Raw genomic sequence first — 13829 nt, 5'->3', positions numbered from 1 at the left:
AAGGAAAAGGCTTCGACAGGCTCAGCCCGAACGGCATTTTTCGTAGGTCTGGTCGCCCTCATCCAACTTCGCCTAGCCAGCAAGCTGGCAAGGGTGCGTATCCTTCTCCCGTGGGGAGAAGGATTTAGGCGTCGAAGCCGAAGTTCAGGAATTCCGGCACCGGGCCGTTCCAGCCTTCGTCGGGGCCGTCGTCCTGATGGTCGTTGCGGCGCTGGCGGGCGGGGGCTTCGGCGGCGCGGGGGGCGACGGCTGGACGGGCCGGAGCTTCCTGACGCGGTGCCTGGACGCGCGGGGCTTCCTCGCGCGGCTTTTGCGCGCGGGGTTGGCGGGCGGCGCGGGGCTTTTCGGCGACTGGCTCGTCCGCCACTGGCGTTTCGATGACCGGCTTGGCAGCGCGGGGCTTGCGGCCCCTTGGTGCGCGGGGTGCGGCTTCTTCGGTCGGCTCGATTTCGGCGATGGCCTGCGCCGCACCGACGACCTCGATCTTGGTGCCGATCAGCTTCTGGATATTGTCGATCGCTTCGGCATCCGCTTCGGTGACGAAGGTGTAGGCGACGCCTGATGCGCCCGCGCGGCCGGTGCGGCCGATGCGGTGGACATAATCGTCCGGGTGCCAAGGCGCATCATAGTTGAACACATGGCTGACGCCCTTGATGTCCAACCCGCGCGCCGCGACGTCCGACGCGACGAGGATGTTGACGGTGCCGGCGCGGAAGCGTTCCAGTTCGGCGATGCGCGAACCCTGGTCGATATCGCCATGGATTTCGCCCGACTTGAAGCCGTCTCGTTGCAGGCTCTTGTTCAAGTCCCGCACCGTGGTCTTGCGGTTGCAGAAGATGACGGCGCTGGTGACGTCGGCTTCGCGCAGCATTTTGGCCAGGGTGTCGCGCTTCTTGCGCGAATCGACCTTCACCAGACGCTGAGTGATGTTGATCGAGGCGCTGGCGGGCCGCGCGACTTCGATCGATTTGGGATTGGACAGGAATTTGTCGGCCAGCTTCTTGATGACCGGGGGCATCGTTGCCGAGAAGAGCAAGGTCTGACGCTGCGCGGGCAGTTTGGTGCAGATTTCCTCGATATCCGGGATAAAGCCCATGTCGAGCATCCGGTCGGCTTCGTCGATGACCAGCAGCGAACAGCCGTTCAGCATGATCTTGCCGCGCCCGAACAGGTCCATCAGGCGGCCCGGCGTCGCGATCAGCACGTCCACGCCCTTTTCGAGCGCAGCGAGTTGATCCCCCATCGACACGCCACCGATCAGCAGCGCCATCGAGAGCTTGTGATATTTGCCGTATTTCTCGAAATTTTCCGCGACCTGGGCGGCAAGTTCGCGCGTCGGCTCCAGGATCAGCGAGCGCGGCATCCGCGCGCGGCTGCGGCCATGGGCGAGGATGTCGATCATCGGCAGGACGAAGCTGGCCGTCTTGCCCGTCCCCGTCTGGGCGATGCCAATGATGTCGCGCATCATCAGGACGGACGGAATCGCCTGCGCCTGAATCGGCGTGGGCGTATCATAACCGGACTCGGTTACGGCCCTGAGCAATTCGTCGGAAAGGCCGAGATCGGCAAAAGTCATTCAATGGTCCGGGAACAGGAGGCTTGTCCGTCCTGCACGATAGCGAGACAGAAATCGGCCGCGCATTGCGGAAATATCGGCCGCTTGTCAAGGAAATCGCGCGGTTTGACGGGCGGTCGTTGCCCGATAGGGACGCTCAGTCGTCGGGTTCCGCGGCGATCAGCCGTTTGAAGCTGTCGATCGCGCAACTGGTGCCGCCGCGTGCCTGTAACTCGTCGCGGCCCGAACAGAGCGATCCGTCCTCGTCCGGCTCGACATAGAAGCCGGAATAGAAAGCGGCGGCATCGCACCCTTTTTCCAGACGGGCGCGGTAACGATGCTGGTCGGCCAGGATCAGGTCGACCCCGTTGCGCACGACGATGGCGGCAGCACGAATCGAGCGCAGGGCGACGCAGCGCGGCCCCTTTTTCTCGTCCCAGGCATCGGCGGCTTTTTCGGTGATGCGCGGGGGCGCCTTGCCTTTTTTCGCCATCGGCACACGAATGATGACGCGCTGCTGGATCGTCAGTTGCGCCCATTGAACCGGGTCAGCCGTCGTGGCGGCAATCAGCAGCATGATGGAATGAACCAAATCGGACCCCTTTTGGGAATCGGACGCTATCGACCCATGGTTGAACAGTCGATGAATTCCGCAGATAGGTGCGTCCCATGATTGGACAGCATATCATCGCGCGCTTTGCAGCATTGCTTGGCCCCAAGGGCGTCATCACCGACCCGGACGATATCGCGCCATGGGTTAGCGACTGGCGCGGGCGTTATCATGGCGCAACGGCGGCGATCCTGTCGCCTGCCTGCGTCGAGGAGGTGGCCGCCGTGGTCGCGCTGGCGGCGGAACTGGGGGTCGCGCTGGTGCCGCAGGGGGGCAATACGTCGATGGTCGGCGGGGCGACGCCGCCTGCCGACGGATCGGCGCTGATCCTGTCGCTGCGGCGGATGAACCGGATTCGCAGCATGAGCGCGGACGATAATCTGGCGATCTGCGAGGCGGGCGTGATCCTGAGCAACCTGCATGATGCCGCCGAAGTGGCCGGGCGGCGCTTTCCGCTGAGCCTGGGGGCGAAGGGATCGGCGACGATCGGCGGACTGGTGTCGACCAATGCGGGCGGCACGCAGGTGCTGCGCCACGGGACGATGCGCGCGCTCGTCGAGGGGGTGGAGGCGGTGCTGCCCGATGGCAGCATCTTCCACGGGCTGGACGCGCTGAAGAAGGATAATCGCGGATACGACATCAAGCAGTTGCTGATCGGCGCAGAAGGCACGCTGGGGGTGATTACCGCGGCTGCGCTGCGACTGGTCCCGGCGATCGCAGCGCGGGCGGTCGGATGGGTCGGGGTCGCCTCCCCCGCCGACGCGCTGGCGCTGTTGCGGCTCACTGAGGCGGAGCTGGGCGACAGTGTCGAGGGGTTTGAGGTTATCGCCGACGAGACTTTGGGCTTTGTGCTGGGGCATATTCCCGGCACGCGCAGCCCGATCGAGACGCGGACGCCCTGGCATGTGCTGATCGAGGTGGATCATGCCGATCTGCGCGATCCGGGTCCGAGCGAGCGGCTAGAGGGCGCGCTGGCTCTGGCGTTCGAGCGGGGCATCGCAATCGACGCCGTGGTGGCGGCCAGCGAGGCACAGGCTGAGGCCTTCTGGCGAATCCGCGAATCGCTGTCGGAATCGGAAAAGGCGCAGGGGCCAGCATTGCAATATGACATCAGCGTGCCGGTGGCGCGGATGCCCGCCTTCATGATCGAGGCGGCTGATGCGGCGATGGCACATTTTCCCGGCACGACGGCGTCGTCCTTCGGCCATCTGGGGGACGGCAATGTCCATTTCCATGTCCGCGCGCCCAAAGGGACAAGCGACGGGCCGGGCTGGATCGCGGCACAGGGTCAGGCGATCAACGGCTTCGTCCATGACGCGGTGGTTGCAGCGGGCGGATCGATCTCGGCCGAACATGGCATTGGCCAGATGAAGCGCGCGGAGCTGGCGCGGCTGGCCGGGCCAGCGCGGATCGGTGCGTTGCGGGCAATCAAGGCCGCGTTCGACCCCCAGGGGCTGTTCAATCCGGGGAAACTCATCCCCCTACCCGATGAAGCCTGAGGATCAGGCCTGAGCCTTTATGTGAAAGCAATTGCCACCCGCTGCGCGGGGCTTTATCGCCCTCTCCCAGTTTTATGCCCGGCGGCGCGTCTGCACAGCGTCGCTTTTTGACAGAATGGATACCGGATCATGGCCAGCGCGCCCGCGAATAACCTGCCGATCTTCTACAATGACCTCATCCCGCTGAGCAGCCTGGATCATGCCGATTTCCGCAGCAAGGCGGTCGATTCGGCCCCGTTCCTGACCAGCCAGCACGCCATTCCGCTGACGATCGACGAATTCGTGTCGGCCCAGCGTTTCGTGCCGATCATCTTTTCGGCTGGTGCGGATTCGGTGCCGCTGGCGCTGATGGGCCTCAATGAAGGCGTCAACATCTTCGTCGATGACGAAGGCAAGCTGCGCGGCCCGTCCTATGTGCCTGCCTATGTCCGCCGCTATCCCTGGATGCTGGCCAAGCTGCGCCCCGACACGGACGAGCTGTCGCTTTGCTTTGACCCGACCAGCCCGGCGATCGGCGCGTTCGAGGATGGCCAGCCTTTGTTCGAGGATGGCAAGCCCAGCGAACTGACCCAGGGCGTGCTGAAATTCTGCGAGGATTTCGAGCAGGCCGCGGCCCGCACCGGCCAGTTCGTGCGCGAGTTGCAGGAGATGGACCTGTTGATGGACGGCGAAGTCGCGATCCAGACGCCGGGCAATGAACAGCCTTTCGTCTATCGCGGTTTCCGCATGATCAACGAGGAAAAGCTGCGTGACCTGCGCGGAGACCAGCTGCGCAAGATCAACCAGAGCGGGATGCTGCCCCTGATCCACGCGCATCTCTTCTCGCTGCAACTGATGCGCGACATTTTCGAGGCACAGGTCAATCTGGGCAAGGGGCCGATCCCCCAGCCAGCCGTGCCGCAGCCTGCCGAAGCCTGAACGGGGAATTAACCCGAAACGGCGGAAATATTTGGTAGAAAAGCGATTGCATCTCCTCTTGAAACGGAATGTGACCTGGCCTATCTACTGAACATGCGATGCACCTGCCCCCCTTTCGGGTGTATCGTATGGGCGCCTCCCCCCTTTGGAGGCGTCTCCTCCCTGAACCTAGGCCGCTCCATGCTCTGCATGGGGCGGTTTTTTTTGGAGTGCTGCTTTTCCCAAGCGGGGTGGGTGCGGCGCGGTTTTCCTTGACGCGACCGGCGCGCCTTCCTAAAGGCCACCCCCTGCCAGCCGCCCGACGCGGCCCATGGCCCCTTCGTCTAGCGGTTAGGACGCGGCCCTCTCACGGCTGAAACACGGGTTCGATTCCCGTAGGGGTCACCATTTTCCAACGGGCCAGCAGGCGAATTTTTAGCCGCCGTCGGCAATTCATCAACATCGTTGGCAAGTGCGGTCGGCACAAAGCCTCGCGCCGTTCGCCAAACGCGCGATCGCGCCCAAATCGCTATGCTTGACTGACCGAATCCAAGACAATTCCACCATCACAAATAGTTGCAACATGTTGCCAGGTTGGCTAGGTTGCCGATGCGGAATGAAAATGCGGATTTCCGCCCTTTCGCCAAAGATACAAGTCGCATGATTACTGCAACGGATAGCGGAAGCTGTCTGATGCCGTGCTTTGGGGGAGGCTTGGTCGATGGATCGCAAACAGGCTGTTATTTACGGTGGCGGCGCATTGGCGCTGATTGTCGGGATAACGCTTGTCGCGCGCAGCGGGGAAACGCCCGCTACGCCCCCGAAAGCGCCAGCTCCTACCGGCACTGTTGCCACCGCCAAAGCCGCCGGAACAGCCGTGCCTTCCAGCCGCGGCAATGGCGTGGCCCCGCCCGGAATGGATGCTGCCCGTCCTACTGATTGCCTGATCGAGCCGAGCCAGGTCGTTCGCGTGAACAGCGGTGTCGAGGGCGTAGTCCAGACTATCTATGTCGACAGGGGCGATGATGTTCGGCGTGGGCAGGTCGTCGCTCAATTATACACCGATGTCGAGCGGGCCGCCGCCGCCGCTGCGCAGGCCCGCGCCTCCAACCCCCACGCCGAACGCGCCGCGGCAAGTCGCGCGGCCTATCTTGCCACGGTCAGCCAGCGGTCGGACCAGGTCAGCCAATATCTCGCCCGCGATGTGGTGGACGAAGCGCGCGCCAACGCGCAATCCGCCGCGGAGGAGCGGAAGGCAGCCGCCGAAGAGCAACGGGTTGCCCGACTGGAATATGTCCAGGCGCAGCGCGTGATCGGACAAAAGACCGTGCGCAGCCCCGTCAATGGCATCGTGACGGAACGCCGCATGGCCCCTGGCGAATATCGGGGCGCAGACGCGACTCATATTCTGACGATCGCGCAGGTCGATCCGCTGAATGTCGAAGTGTTCGCCCCTATCGCGCAGCTGGACGCGGTGCAGGTCGGTGACGAGGTTTCGATCTTTCCCGAAGCGCCGGTCGGCGGAAAATATCGGGCGCGGATCAAGGTGATCGACCGCGTTTTCGACGCAGCCAGCGGCACGTTCGGGATGCGCCTGGCGCTGCCCAATCCCGGCAACAAACTGCCCGCCGGGCTGCGCTGCCGGCTCGAAATTGATCGCAAACCCGCAAGCATCGCCAAGCGGCCGGAGTAATCGGTCCCGCTCATCCCAATCAGACAGGAGCTTTACGGACATGACCAGGAAGCAAGCCTATTTCGCCGGTATCGCCATATGCGCCATCCTGCCGTCGTACGTCAGCGCCGAAACCCTGCAACAGGCGCTGGAAGGTGCCTACCGCAACAACCCGACCATATCCGCCCAGCGCGCCAGCATCCGTGTTGCCGAAGAGGATGTGCCGCTCGCGCGCGTCGCCGGGATGCCCACGATCGATGGCAGCGCGACCTATCAGGAAAATGTCCTCACCGGCAAACCAGCGCCGGGCGGGTTTTTCTCCAACCCCGATCGCCAGTTTGTCGGCCAGCTCAACGCCAATGTTCCGCTGCTGGATTTCGGCGCTGTCCGCGGCAGTATGAGCGCGGCGAAAGCACGGGTGGAGGCAAGCCATTTTGGCCTGAACCAGACCGAGGCGGACCTGTTTTCCGCCGTCGTTGGGGCCTATATGGATGTGTTGCGTGATGAGGCTGTCGTCGGTCTTAACCGCAACAATGTCGAGGTGATGCGCTATACCGTCAAGGAAGCGGTCGATCGCCGCCGGGCTGGCAGTCGCGGGCCGACCGATGTGGCGCAGGCCGAAGCGCGGCTGGCGCTGGCGGAAAGCCAGATGGAAACGGCCGGTGCGCGGCTGATTTCGAGCAAGGAGCAATATATCAGGCTGGTTGGTCATGCGGCCGAAAATCTGGAATTGCCGCCGCCATTGCCGCAAATGCCGGCATCACCCACGGAGGCTGTGGAAACGGCGCTGGCCAACAATCCTGAAATTGCCTCTGCGCGCGTGCAGCGGACCGCCGCGGGTTATGATATCGATGTCGCCAGATCGCAGGCCTATCCCAAATTCAGCGCGATTGGCGGGATCAGCCAATATGATTATCTCGGTTCGCTGGAGCAGGGCACGGGACCACGCAACGGTGATCGCGGCACCACCGCCTTTGTCGGCCTCACCCTGAAAATGCCGATCCTGGATGGCGGTCGCACCGGCGCACAGACGCGCCAGGCGCTGGCGAAGCAGGATGTTGCCGACAAGCAGGCACTGGATGCCGAAGGCAAGGTCATCGCCGAAGCACGTTCCGCCTTTGCCACATGGCAGGCTGCGAGCCATGTGACCGATACCGCCCAGCGCGGCGTTACCGCCAATCAGCAGGTGCTGGCAGGAATGCGGGCGGAAGTCAGCGCCGGGCTGCGCCCGCTGCTCGATCAGCTCAATGCCGAACAGGAGCTGCTGAACGCCCAGGTCACGATGCTCACCGCGCGGCGCGATGCCTATGTGGCGGGTTTTGCGCTACTCGCCGTAATGGGCAAGGCGGACGCCGCGGACCTCAATTTCGACAAGACTATGCTCTATCAGCCGACCGTGAAACCGGACTGATCGGGCGGCATCCACCTGTTGCAGGTGCCAACCTGCCACCGTCTTACTCGCCGCCGCCAAAGGCCATGGTCTTGCGAAGGCGCTCCTCGGCAAGTTCCGTCTGCCGCCGGTCGGCGGCGTGGCGCTTCTCGGCATTGCGCTGTGCCAGCCGCCGCAGCATGTTCGCCTTGCCGTCGAACAAGGGCCAGCTGTTGGCGGACGAACCGACGATCCGGGCGGCGCGCGGCGCAAAATCCGTATAAAGCTGGTCGTCCAGCGCCGTGATCGCAATGGTGCTGCCGGGGTCACCCTGCCGTCCGGCACGACCGAACAGCTGGCGATCGATCCGCGCAGTATCGTGAAAGCCGGTGAGGATGACATGCAATCCGCCATGGGCTTTGGCAGTTGGGCTTAGCAGAATGTCAGTGCCGCGCCCGGCCATATTGGTCGCGACCGTGACGGCCCCCGGTTCGCCCGCTTGCGCGATGATCTCCGCCTCCTCCTCGTCCTGCCGCGCGTTCAGCACGCGATGCACTATGCCCGCGTGGGTCAGCGCTTGCGAGACGGCGTCGGAATCCGCGACCGAGCGCGTGCCGATCAGCACTGGGCGCGCGCCTTCCTGTGCGTGTATCCGGGCGACTTCGGCGGCAACGAATGCCCATTTTTCCTGCGCCGACTGCACCATCACATGACCGCGATCGCTGCGCAGATTGGGGCGGTTGCGCGGGATCACCACGACCTTCAGCCCGTAATCGGCCCATAGTTCATCCGCCACTTCGCCGGCCGTGCCGGTCATGCCGCTCAACCGGCGATAGCGGCGGAAAAAGCGCTGATAGGTGATCCGGGCCATAGTGTTGCGGACGCCGGAAATCTCCACCGCCTCCTTGGTCTCCACCAGCTGATGCAGCCCGCCTTCCCATGATCGGTCCGCCATGACACGGCCTGTGGATTCATCGACGATCTGCACCTTGCCATCGGTCACGATATAGTCCCGATCACGCAGGAACAGGCGTGTGGCGGAAATCGCCCGCATTGCCAGTTCCTCGCGCGCCAGCCGGATACGCCATTGGGTGTGCGGCAGACCCTGGGACAGTTCAGCAACGCTATCCTTGCCATGCGCGGTCAGATGGACCGAGCGTGTGCCTTCGGTCAAAATATAATCGCGCCCCTCCTCTAGCATGGAAGCCAGTTCGAGTGCCGCGAGATAGACGCCATCGGTGTCGCCCGGCAATTCGGCAGACAGGATCAGCGGCGTGCGCGCTTCATCGATGAAGATCGAATCCGCCTCGTCCACGATTGCGAAATGCAACCCGCGCATCAAAAGAGGCTGCGTACCCTGCCCGAACAGCTCTGCAATCAGGCGACGGCCCTGCCCTCGCCTCTTTCCCAACGCCGTCTGATCGCGCAGATAGTCGAAGGTCATTTCCTTGTTCGTCCCATAGACGATATGACATCCATAAGCGGCACGGCGTTCAGGATTTTCTTGGCCGTGGATGATCAGGCCGCAGCGCAGGCCAAAACGCTCGATCACCGGGCGCAGGCTGTTGCAATCCCGTTCGGCCAGATAATCGTTCACGGTGAAAACATGGACCGGCATACCGGCCATCGCCGCGGTAATCGCGGGCAACAAAGCGGTGATCGTCTTGCCCTCCCCCGTCGCCATTTCGGCTAGCCCGCCATCCAGCATCACCAGTCCGGCCATCAATTGCACGGGAAAATGACGCAGGCCCAGTTCCCGCCCGCTGACTTCGCGAATGAGGGCAAAGGCTTCGTCAACCACCGCTTCGCCCAGCCGTTCGCGCATCAGCCGCTCACGTATCTCGATACAAGCGGCGTTGAGCGCCTCGTCGGACAGATCGGCACATTCGGCGGACCGCAGGACAATGCGCTGCGCCCGATCGAGCAAACTCGGCTTGTCCCGCTGCACGGCGAGCATGAAGCGTCCCAGCATGAGGTCGAGCGGCCGGTCCCACTTCCATGATAGCGCTGGTCCGCGCTCGGCATAGGGCGCGATGACGGGGCGGGCATCGCTGCGTGCCTCATGCCAAAAATGGCGTGCCTTTTCGCGCAGCCTGTCACTGAGCGCCCCCCAGCGTGAAAGCGTCGCCTCAGCCATTGAATTGCGTCAGGAACAGCTGGCGCAATCGGCGCACGAACTGCCAGCCAACCGGCTCCCAGCCCAGTTGCAGGCGAACATGAACGCGCGTGCCAAAGCGCGCATCGCGCAATTGCTGCGGCAGGGAGACATCGAACAGGAATACGCGGCTGAGCGCGGTCAGCCCCTTCTCATCGCCCGGATCGGTGGGGATGCTTCCGCCATAGGTGGTGGAGAGCGCCTCGCTCGGCAATTCGAAGGTGCCGCCCGGTATCGCGCGGGCAATGGTCCCGTCCCAGCTGCGCCCCGGTTCGGACGCCAGCCAGAAACGCACGGCACGCAGCCGCGCCCGCACAAGCTCGATATCGTCCTGCGGCACCACCACGCGCGCTACCGCAGCATAGCCGGGCGTCACATAGCCGAGCAGCGTCCCCTTTTGCACGTAGCGGCCGGGCAAATCCTGCGCCGGTGCCTGGGTGAGCATGAATGTGCCATCGGTCCCGGCTGTCAGGCCCAGATCCCCCAGCCGCTGTTCTTGCACCACCAGCCTGCGGGAATATTCGCGCCATGCATCCTGGCTGATCTGCCGCTTGACCAGATCCCCCGCCAATTCGGCATCGGCCTCCACCTCAAGCTCCCGCAAGCGCCAGCGTATCTGTTCGACTTCGGCCTCCAGCACCGGGTTTTCCGCCTGCATCAGCAGCGTCCCCCTTTTTACCCGCGCGCCGTCCGGTGCCGCCAGCCGGGTGATGACGCCATCTGCGCCAGCGCGCACATGCGCCTCCTCCGGCAGCCAGACGATCCCCTGCGCGTTGACGTGCAGCGGCAGCGGAACGGCAAACAGCGCCAGCAAGAGCGCGCCGACCACGCCAAGCGTGATCCTGACCGCCCGTTTCCGGTTGCCATGCAGTTGCGGGCTGGACATCACATGGGCAAACATCTTCCAGACCGGAAGGCCCAGCCCGCTCCACAAGGACCAGACGGCGATCAGCACCCCGACCACAAAATATTTCTGTGCCACGAACAGCGCGATGGCGATCAGCATCGTCATGCGGGCAATCAGCGCGGCGGGAGCAAAGAAAAGGAACCATCTTTTCTCCCCTGGCGTCGCGTCGAACGGCAGTCCGCCGGGGGTATGGAATATATATTTGTCGACCAGATGCGCCCAGAACCTGTTTGCGCGACTGCCAAGATTGGGAATCTCTATGAGGTCGGCCAAGATATAATAGCCGTCGAACCGCAGAAACGGATTGCCGTTGACCAGCACGGTCGACACCCCGGCAATCAGCATGATGTTGAAGGCGATGGCCCGCGCCAGCCCCGGCTCCATCAGCACCCATGCAAAGGTCGCGAGCGCGGCGACAAACACTTCGGCAATCATGCCTGCCGCGCCGACCAGCGCGCGCTGCCACTTGCTGGCAAGGATGCTGACATGCGAGGCATCGACATAGGGAACAGGCACGAGGATGAGCAGCATCACACCCATTTCCCGCACTTCCCGGCCGAAATTCTTGGCCGCAAAGCCATGGCCCAGTTCATGGATGCATTTGACCAGCGGATAAATGAGGGCGATGAGCAGCAGATTGTCCGCCGCCAGCACCCGGTCGGCCAGATTGCCGGTCATCTCGTTCCAGTGGGTGCCAACCAGCAGCAGCGCGGGGACGACCACGCACAACCACAGAAACAGGCCCGCCACACTGAACAGCGGCGCGACCAGATTCATGTGGCGGGTAAGGAAACGATCCGGGTCGACAAGGTTGAGCCGCACCGACATGGGGCTTTTGAGATTTTGCAGCCAGCGCTGGCGGCGTTCCTTCTTGAGCCGCTGATAGGCTTCGCTGGTGTCGGGCAATGTATCGCTGGCCAGCAGGTCCGCAGCATGCAGCTGCCCCAACGCGGCGATGACGTCGTCCTGACTGGGTGCATCTTCACCCAGACGGTCCACCAGCAATTCCCACAGCGCCTCGACCGTGGTCGTTCCGTCCAGTCGGCCCGCCAGTTCATAGGCGCCCTTGGGGAAGCGGTGCGCCTTGCCCGACGCGCCATCGTCAATCACATACCAGACCTGCCCGCGATAGTGATGCCTGCGCACCCGCACATGCCCCTTGAGCCGGGGGCGGAGCCGCGCGACCTGAAACCATGACGAACTGTGGAACGGATTGGCCATGATGCGCTCAGGGTATCCACTTCCAGAAGAAAAGCTGGAGCCAGTTGCGCAGTCCGCGTGTCCATATCCAGAGGTTCGACCGGCGGTCGATCGTCACCTTGGCAATGCCCTCCATGCCCGGACGCAGCGTCTTTGGCGCGTCGCTGTCCAGCTCGGCCTCGACCCGAAATGTGTTCTTTCCCTCCTGTGTCCCGGTCACGGAGGAGATACGGGTGACGACGAACGGCACGGTCTCCCCGGCAAGCCCGGTCGGGGCAAAGCGCCCCTTCTGTCCCGGCCGCACATAGGTGATATCCGCTTCCTCGACATGAAGGACGACGCGGAAATCGTCGAGCGGCGCCACCTCGAACAATATTTCGCCTTCCTTGACCGGCGTGCCGACGAGTTGGCTGACATCGCCGGAAACCAGCACGCCTGAGAGCGGGGCGAGGATATTCGTCCGCGCAAGCTTATACTCGATGAGGCGGAGCTGGGCTTGCGCCTGACGCAGCTTGGCCCCGTCCAGATTCATGTTCGACCGCTCATGCTTGGCGAGCGATTCCCGATATTCCCGGTCAAGCTGCTGTACTTCGCTCACCGAACGGGCGTGATCTATCTGCAAATCGCGATCGTCCAGCGTGGCCAGCAGCTGCCCCTGTTTGACGACATCGCCCGCGCGCGCATGGGACTGCGCAATGAAGCCGGAGAATGGCACCGCCGCCGCGCGTTGCACCCGCCCCTCCAGCGCGGCGTCGGCGCTGACCCGGAAATGGGCGAGCGGCACGAGCAAGATCAGCAGCAACAGGAGAGCGGCAACGCCAAGCGCCTTGGCAAGCGGACGGCGTGGGCCGAACAAGGCACGCGCGCCGTCCATCACATGCCGACGCGCGCGACCGCCGAACCAGCGCTCCTCCCGCAGCTTGAACGCCAGCAATTGCGCGGTCAGGCTCGCCACGCTCTGCGCAAACAGCAGGTCGCGTGGGGCAAAGGCAACGCCTTCGGCATCGCGCTCCAGCGTGATGACCCCCACCGGCAGCCCGCGATCGAGCACCGGCACGGACGCAACCGCAGTCAATCCGCCGCCCGCGGCGAGCCGGGCCTGTTGAAGCGTGATCAGACGATTGCCGTCGGACGGCGGGACGCTCAGCGTAACGCCCTGATCCAGCGCCTCGTCCATCGCCGCCTCGATCGCTTCGGCGGTATCGGATTTTTTGCGAAACCATGCGCCATGCGACATCGCGGCGAGAGACACTTTGTCCTTGTAAACCTTGCCAAAGCTGACCCGCGTACAGTCCAGCGCGACCGCCAGAGCATTGCACAGGCTGACCGCCGATTCATCGAAGCTTTCATGCTCCTCGATCGCCGCCAGTACATCCAGCGCGGCAATGGATGCGGCATTTCTGTCTGCCTGTTCGGTGGCCTGATGCTGCCATACGATCGACAATATCCAGCCGACACCCCAATGGAGTTCGCGCAATATCGGCTGCAATCGCTCCGCCGTTGCGCCTGTAATGACGAGGACGACCGCGCCATAGGTCCGCCCGGCGGCTGCGATAGGATAAGCAATGCCGGTATGCGCGGGATGATCCGGGTCGTTTTCAACGACGGCCTGGCCACTGGCGAGGGTCTGTTCAGCCACTTTGCGCAGATGCGGAATATCCTGCGGGCCGGTGGGCCAGGAGGCTGCCGGCGCGAAGCTGTTTTCCTCCCCTTCCAGTACGACAAGGCCGGCGACCGCCCCAGGCGTGCGCGCGCATTGCAAATCCAGCCAGGCGCGGCAAAAGGCCCCGGCATCACGTGCGCTGGCCATCGATGCCCAGAGCCGGGCATCATCGGACGGTTCGGATGTGGAGGGCATGGCTCTCAAATTATCATAGCCCCTGAAACTGTCGCCCGCCTGATCATCCGGCGCTTCCCCAACGATTGGCCAGCCCTATCGCCATCACCCTGTCGGCCGACATCACC

9 protein-coding genes and 1 tRNA gene are annotated in these 13829 nt (G+C 63.6%); 5 read left to right on the top strand and 5 right to left on the bottom strand.

Translation table 11 applies throughout. From position 1 onward, the window contains the following. Window positions 1-124 precede the first annotated feature (124 nt). Together Q0D44_RS01915 and Q0D44_RS01910 are read right to left on the bottom strand one after the other, a co-directional pair. A complete protein-coding gene (locus tag Q0D44_RS01915) occupies window positions 125-1576 on the bottom strand; it encodes a DEAD/DEAH box helicase (RefSeq protein ID WP_294131540.1) in 1452 nt (483 codons plus the stop codon). Between the two features lie 136 nt (window positions 1577-1712). Beyond that, the gene (locus tag Q0D44_RS01910; protein ID WP_294131538.1) at window positions 1713-2147 is read right to left on the bottom strand and encodes a hypothetical protein; all 435 of its coding nucleotides are present in this window, start codon (window positions 2145-2147) and stop codon (window positions 1713-1715) included. Between the two features lie 77 nt (window positions 2148-2224). Here Q0D44_RS01910 and Q0D44_RS01905 point away from each other — a divergent pair, with 77 nt between their 5' ends. The 5 genes from Q0D44_RS01905 (at window position 2225) to Q0D44_RS01885 (ending at window position 7644) form a co-directional block, all read left to right on the top strand. Next, the gene (locus Q0D44_RS01905) at window positions 2225-3664 is read left to right on the top strand and encodes an FAD-binding oxidoreductase (RefSeq protein ID WP_294131537.1); all 1440 of its coding nucleotides are present in this window, start codon (window positions 2225-2227) and stop codon (window positions 3662-3664) included. 129 nt (window positions 3665-3793) lie between these two features. Then, the gene (locus Q0D44_RS01900; RefSeq protein WP_294131536.1) at window positions 3794-4582 is read left to right on the top strand and encodes a SapC family protein; all 789 of its coding nucleotides are present in this window, start codon (window positions 3794-3796) and stop codon (window positions 4580-4582) included. A gap of 312 nt (window positions 4583-4894) precedes the next feature. Continuing rightward, window positions 4895-4969: transfer RNA gene (locus Q0D44_RS01895), tRNA-Glu, on the top strand. 313 nt (window positions 4970-5282) lie between these two features. Next, window positions 5283-6254, top strand: a complete 972-nt coding sequence (locus tag Q0D44_RS01890; RefSeq protein WP_294131535.1) for an efflux RND transporter periplasmic adaptor subunit — start codon at window positions 5283-5285, stop codon at window positions 6252-6254. Window positions 6255-6294: 40 nt separating this feature from the next. Further along, window positions 6295-7644 (top strand): TolC family outer membrane protein, encoded by a 1350-nt coding sequence (locus Q0D44_RS01885; RefSeq protein WP_294131534.1) that lies wholly within the window; start codon window positions 6295-6297, stop codon window positions 7642-7644. 43 nt (window positions 7645-7687) lie between these two features. On the opposite strand, the gene Q0D44_RS01880 is transcribed toward Q0D44_RS01885, so the two are convergent. The 3 genes from Q0D44_RS01880 to Q0D44_RS01870 are packed head-to-tail and all read right to left on the bottom strand — an operon-like array spanning window position 7688 to window position 13722. Further along, window positions 7688-9739 (bottom strand): DEAD/DEAH box helicase, encoded by a 2052-nt coding sequence (locus Q0D44_RS01880; protein ID WP_294131532.1) that lies wholly within the window; start codon window positions 9737-9739, stop codon window positions 7688-7690. Beyond that, complete coding sequence (locus Q0D44_RS01875) at window positions 9732-11885, bottom strand: peptidase M50 (protein WP_294131531.1); 2154 nt, start codon at window positions 11883-11885, stop codon at window positions 9732-9734. Before Q0D44_RS01875 ends, Q0D44_RS01880 begins: the two co-directional genes overlap by 8 nt. A gap of 7 nt (window positions 11886-11892) precedes the next feature. Then, the gene (locus tag Q0D44_RS01870) at window positions 11893-13722 is read right to left on the bottom strand and encodes an HlyD family efflux transporter periplasmic adaptor subunit (protein ID WP_294131528.1); all 1830 of its coding nucleotides are present in this window, start codon (window positions 13720-13722) and stop codon (window positions 11893-11895) included. Window positions 13723-13829: the final 107 nt, after the last annotated feature.

Source organism: Sphingobium sp. (genome assembly GCA_023266575.1).
Lineage (GTDB): Bacteria > Pseudomonadota > Alphaproteobacteria > Sphingomonadales > Sphingomonadaceae > Sphingobium.
Note: the sequence above shows the minus strand (reverse complement) of the source record. Positions and strands in the feature narration are given on the sequence as shown.

Coding starts and splice junctions, on each gene's coding strand:
- Q0D44_RS01885 (WP_294131534.1), top strand. CDS start 6,295: ATGACCAGGAAGCAAGCCTATTTCGCCGGTATCGCCATATGCGCCATC.
- Q0D44_RS01890 (WP_294131535.1), top strand. CDS start 5,283: ATGGATCGCAAACAGGCTGTTATTTACGGTGGCGGCGCATTGGCGCTG.
- Q0D44_RS01870 (WP_294131528.1), bottom strand. CDS start 13,722: ATGCCCTCCACATCCGAACCGTCCGATGATGCCCGGCTCTGGGCATCG.
- Q0D44_RS01905 (WP_294131537.1), top strand. CDS start 2,225: ATGATTGGACAGCATATCATCGCGCGCTTTGCAGCATTGCTTGGCCCC.
- Q0D44_RS01915 (WP_294131540.1), bottom strand. CDS start 1,576: ATGACTTTTGCCGATCTCGGCCTTTCCGACGAATTGCTCAGGGCCGTA.
- Q0D44_RS01875 (WP_294131531.1), bottom strand. CDS start 11,885: ATGGCCAATCCGTTCCACAGTTCGTCATGGTTTCAGGTCGCGCGGCTC.
- Q0D44_RS01900 (WP_294131536.1), top strand. CDS start 3,794: ATGGCCAGCGCGCCCGCGAATAACCTGCCGATCTTCTACAATGACCTC.
- Q0D44_RS01880 (WP_294131532.1), bottom strand. CDS start 9,739: ATGGCTGAGGCGACGCTTTCACGCTGGGGGGCGCTCAGTGACAGGCTG.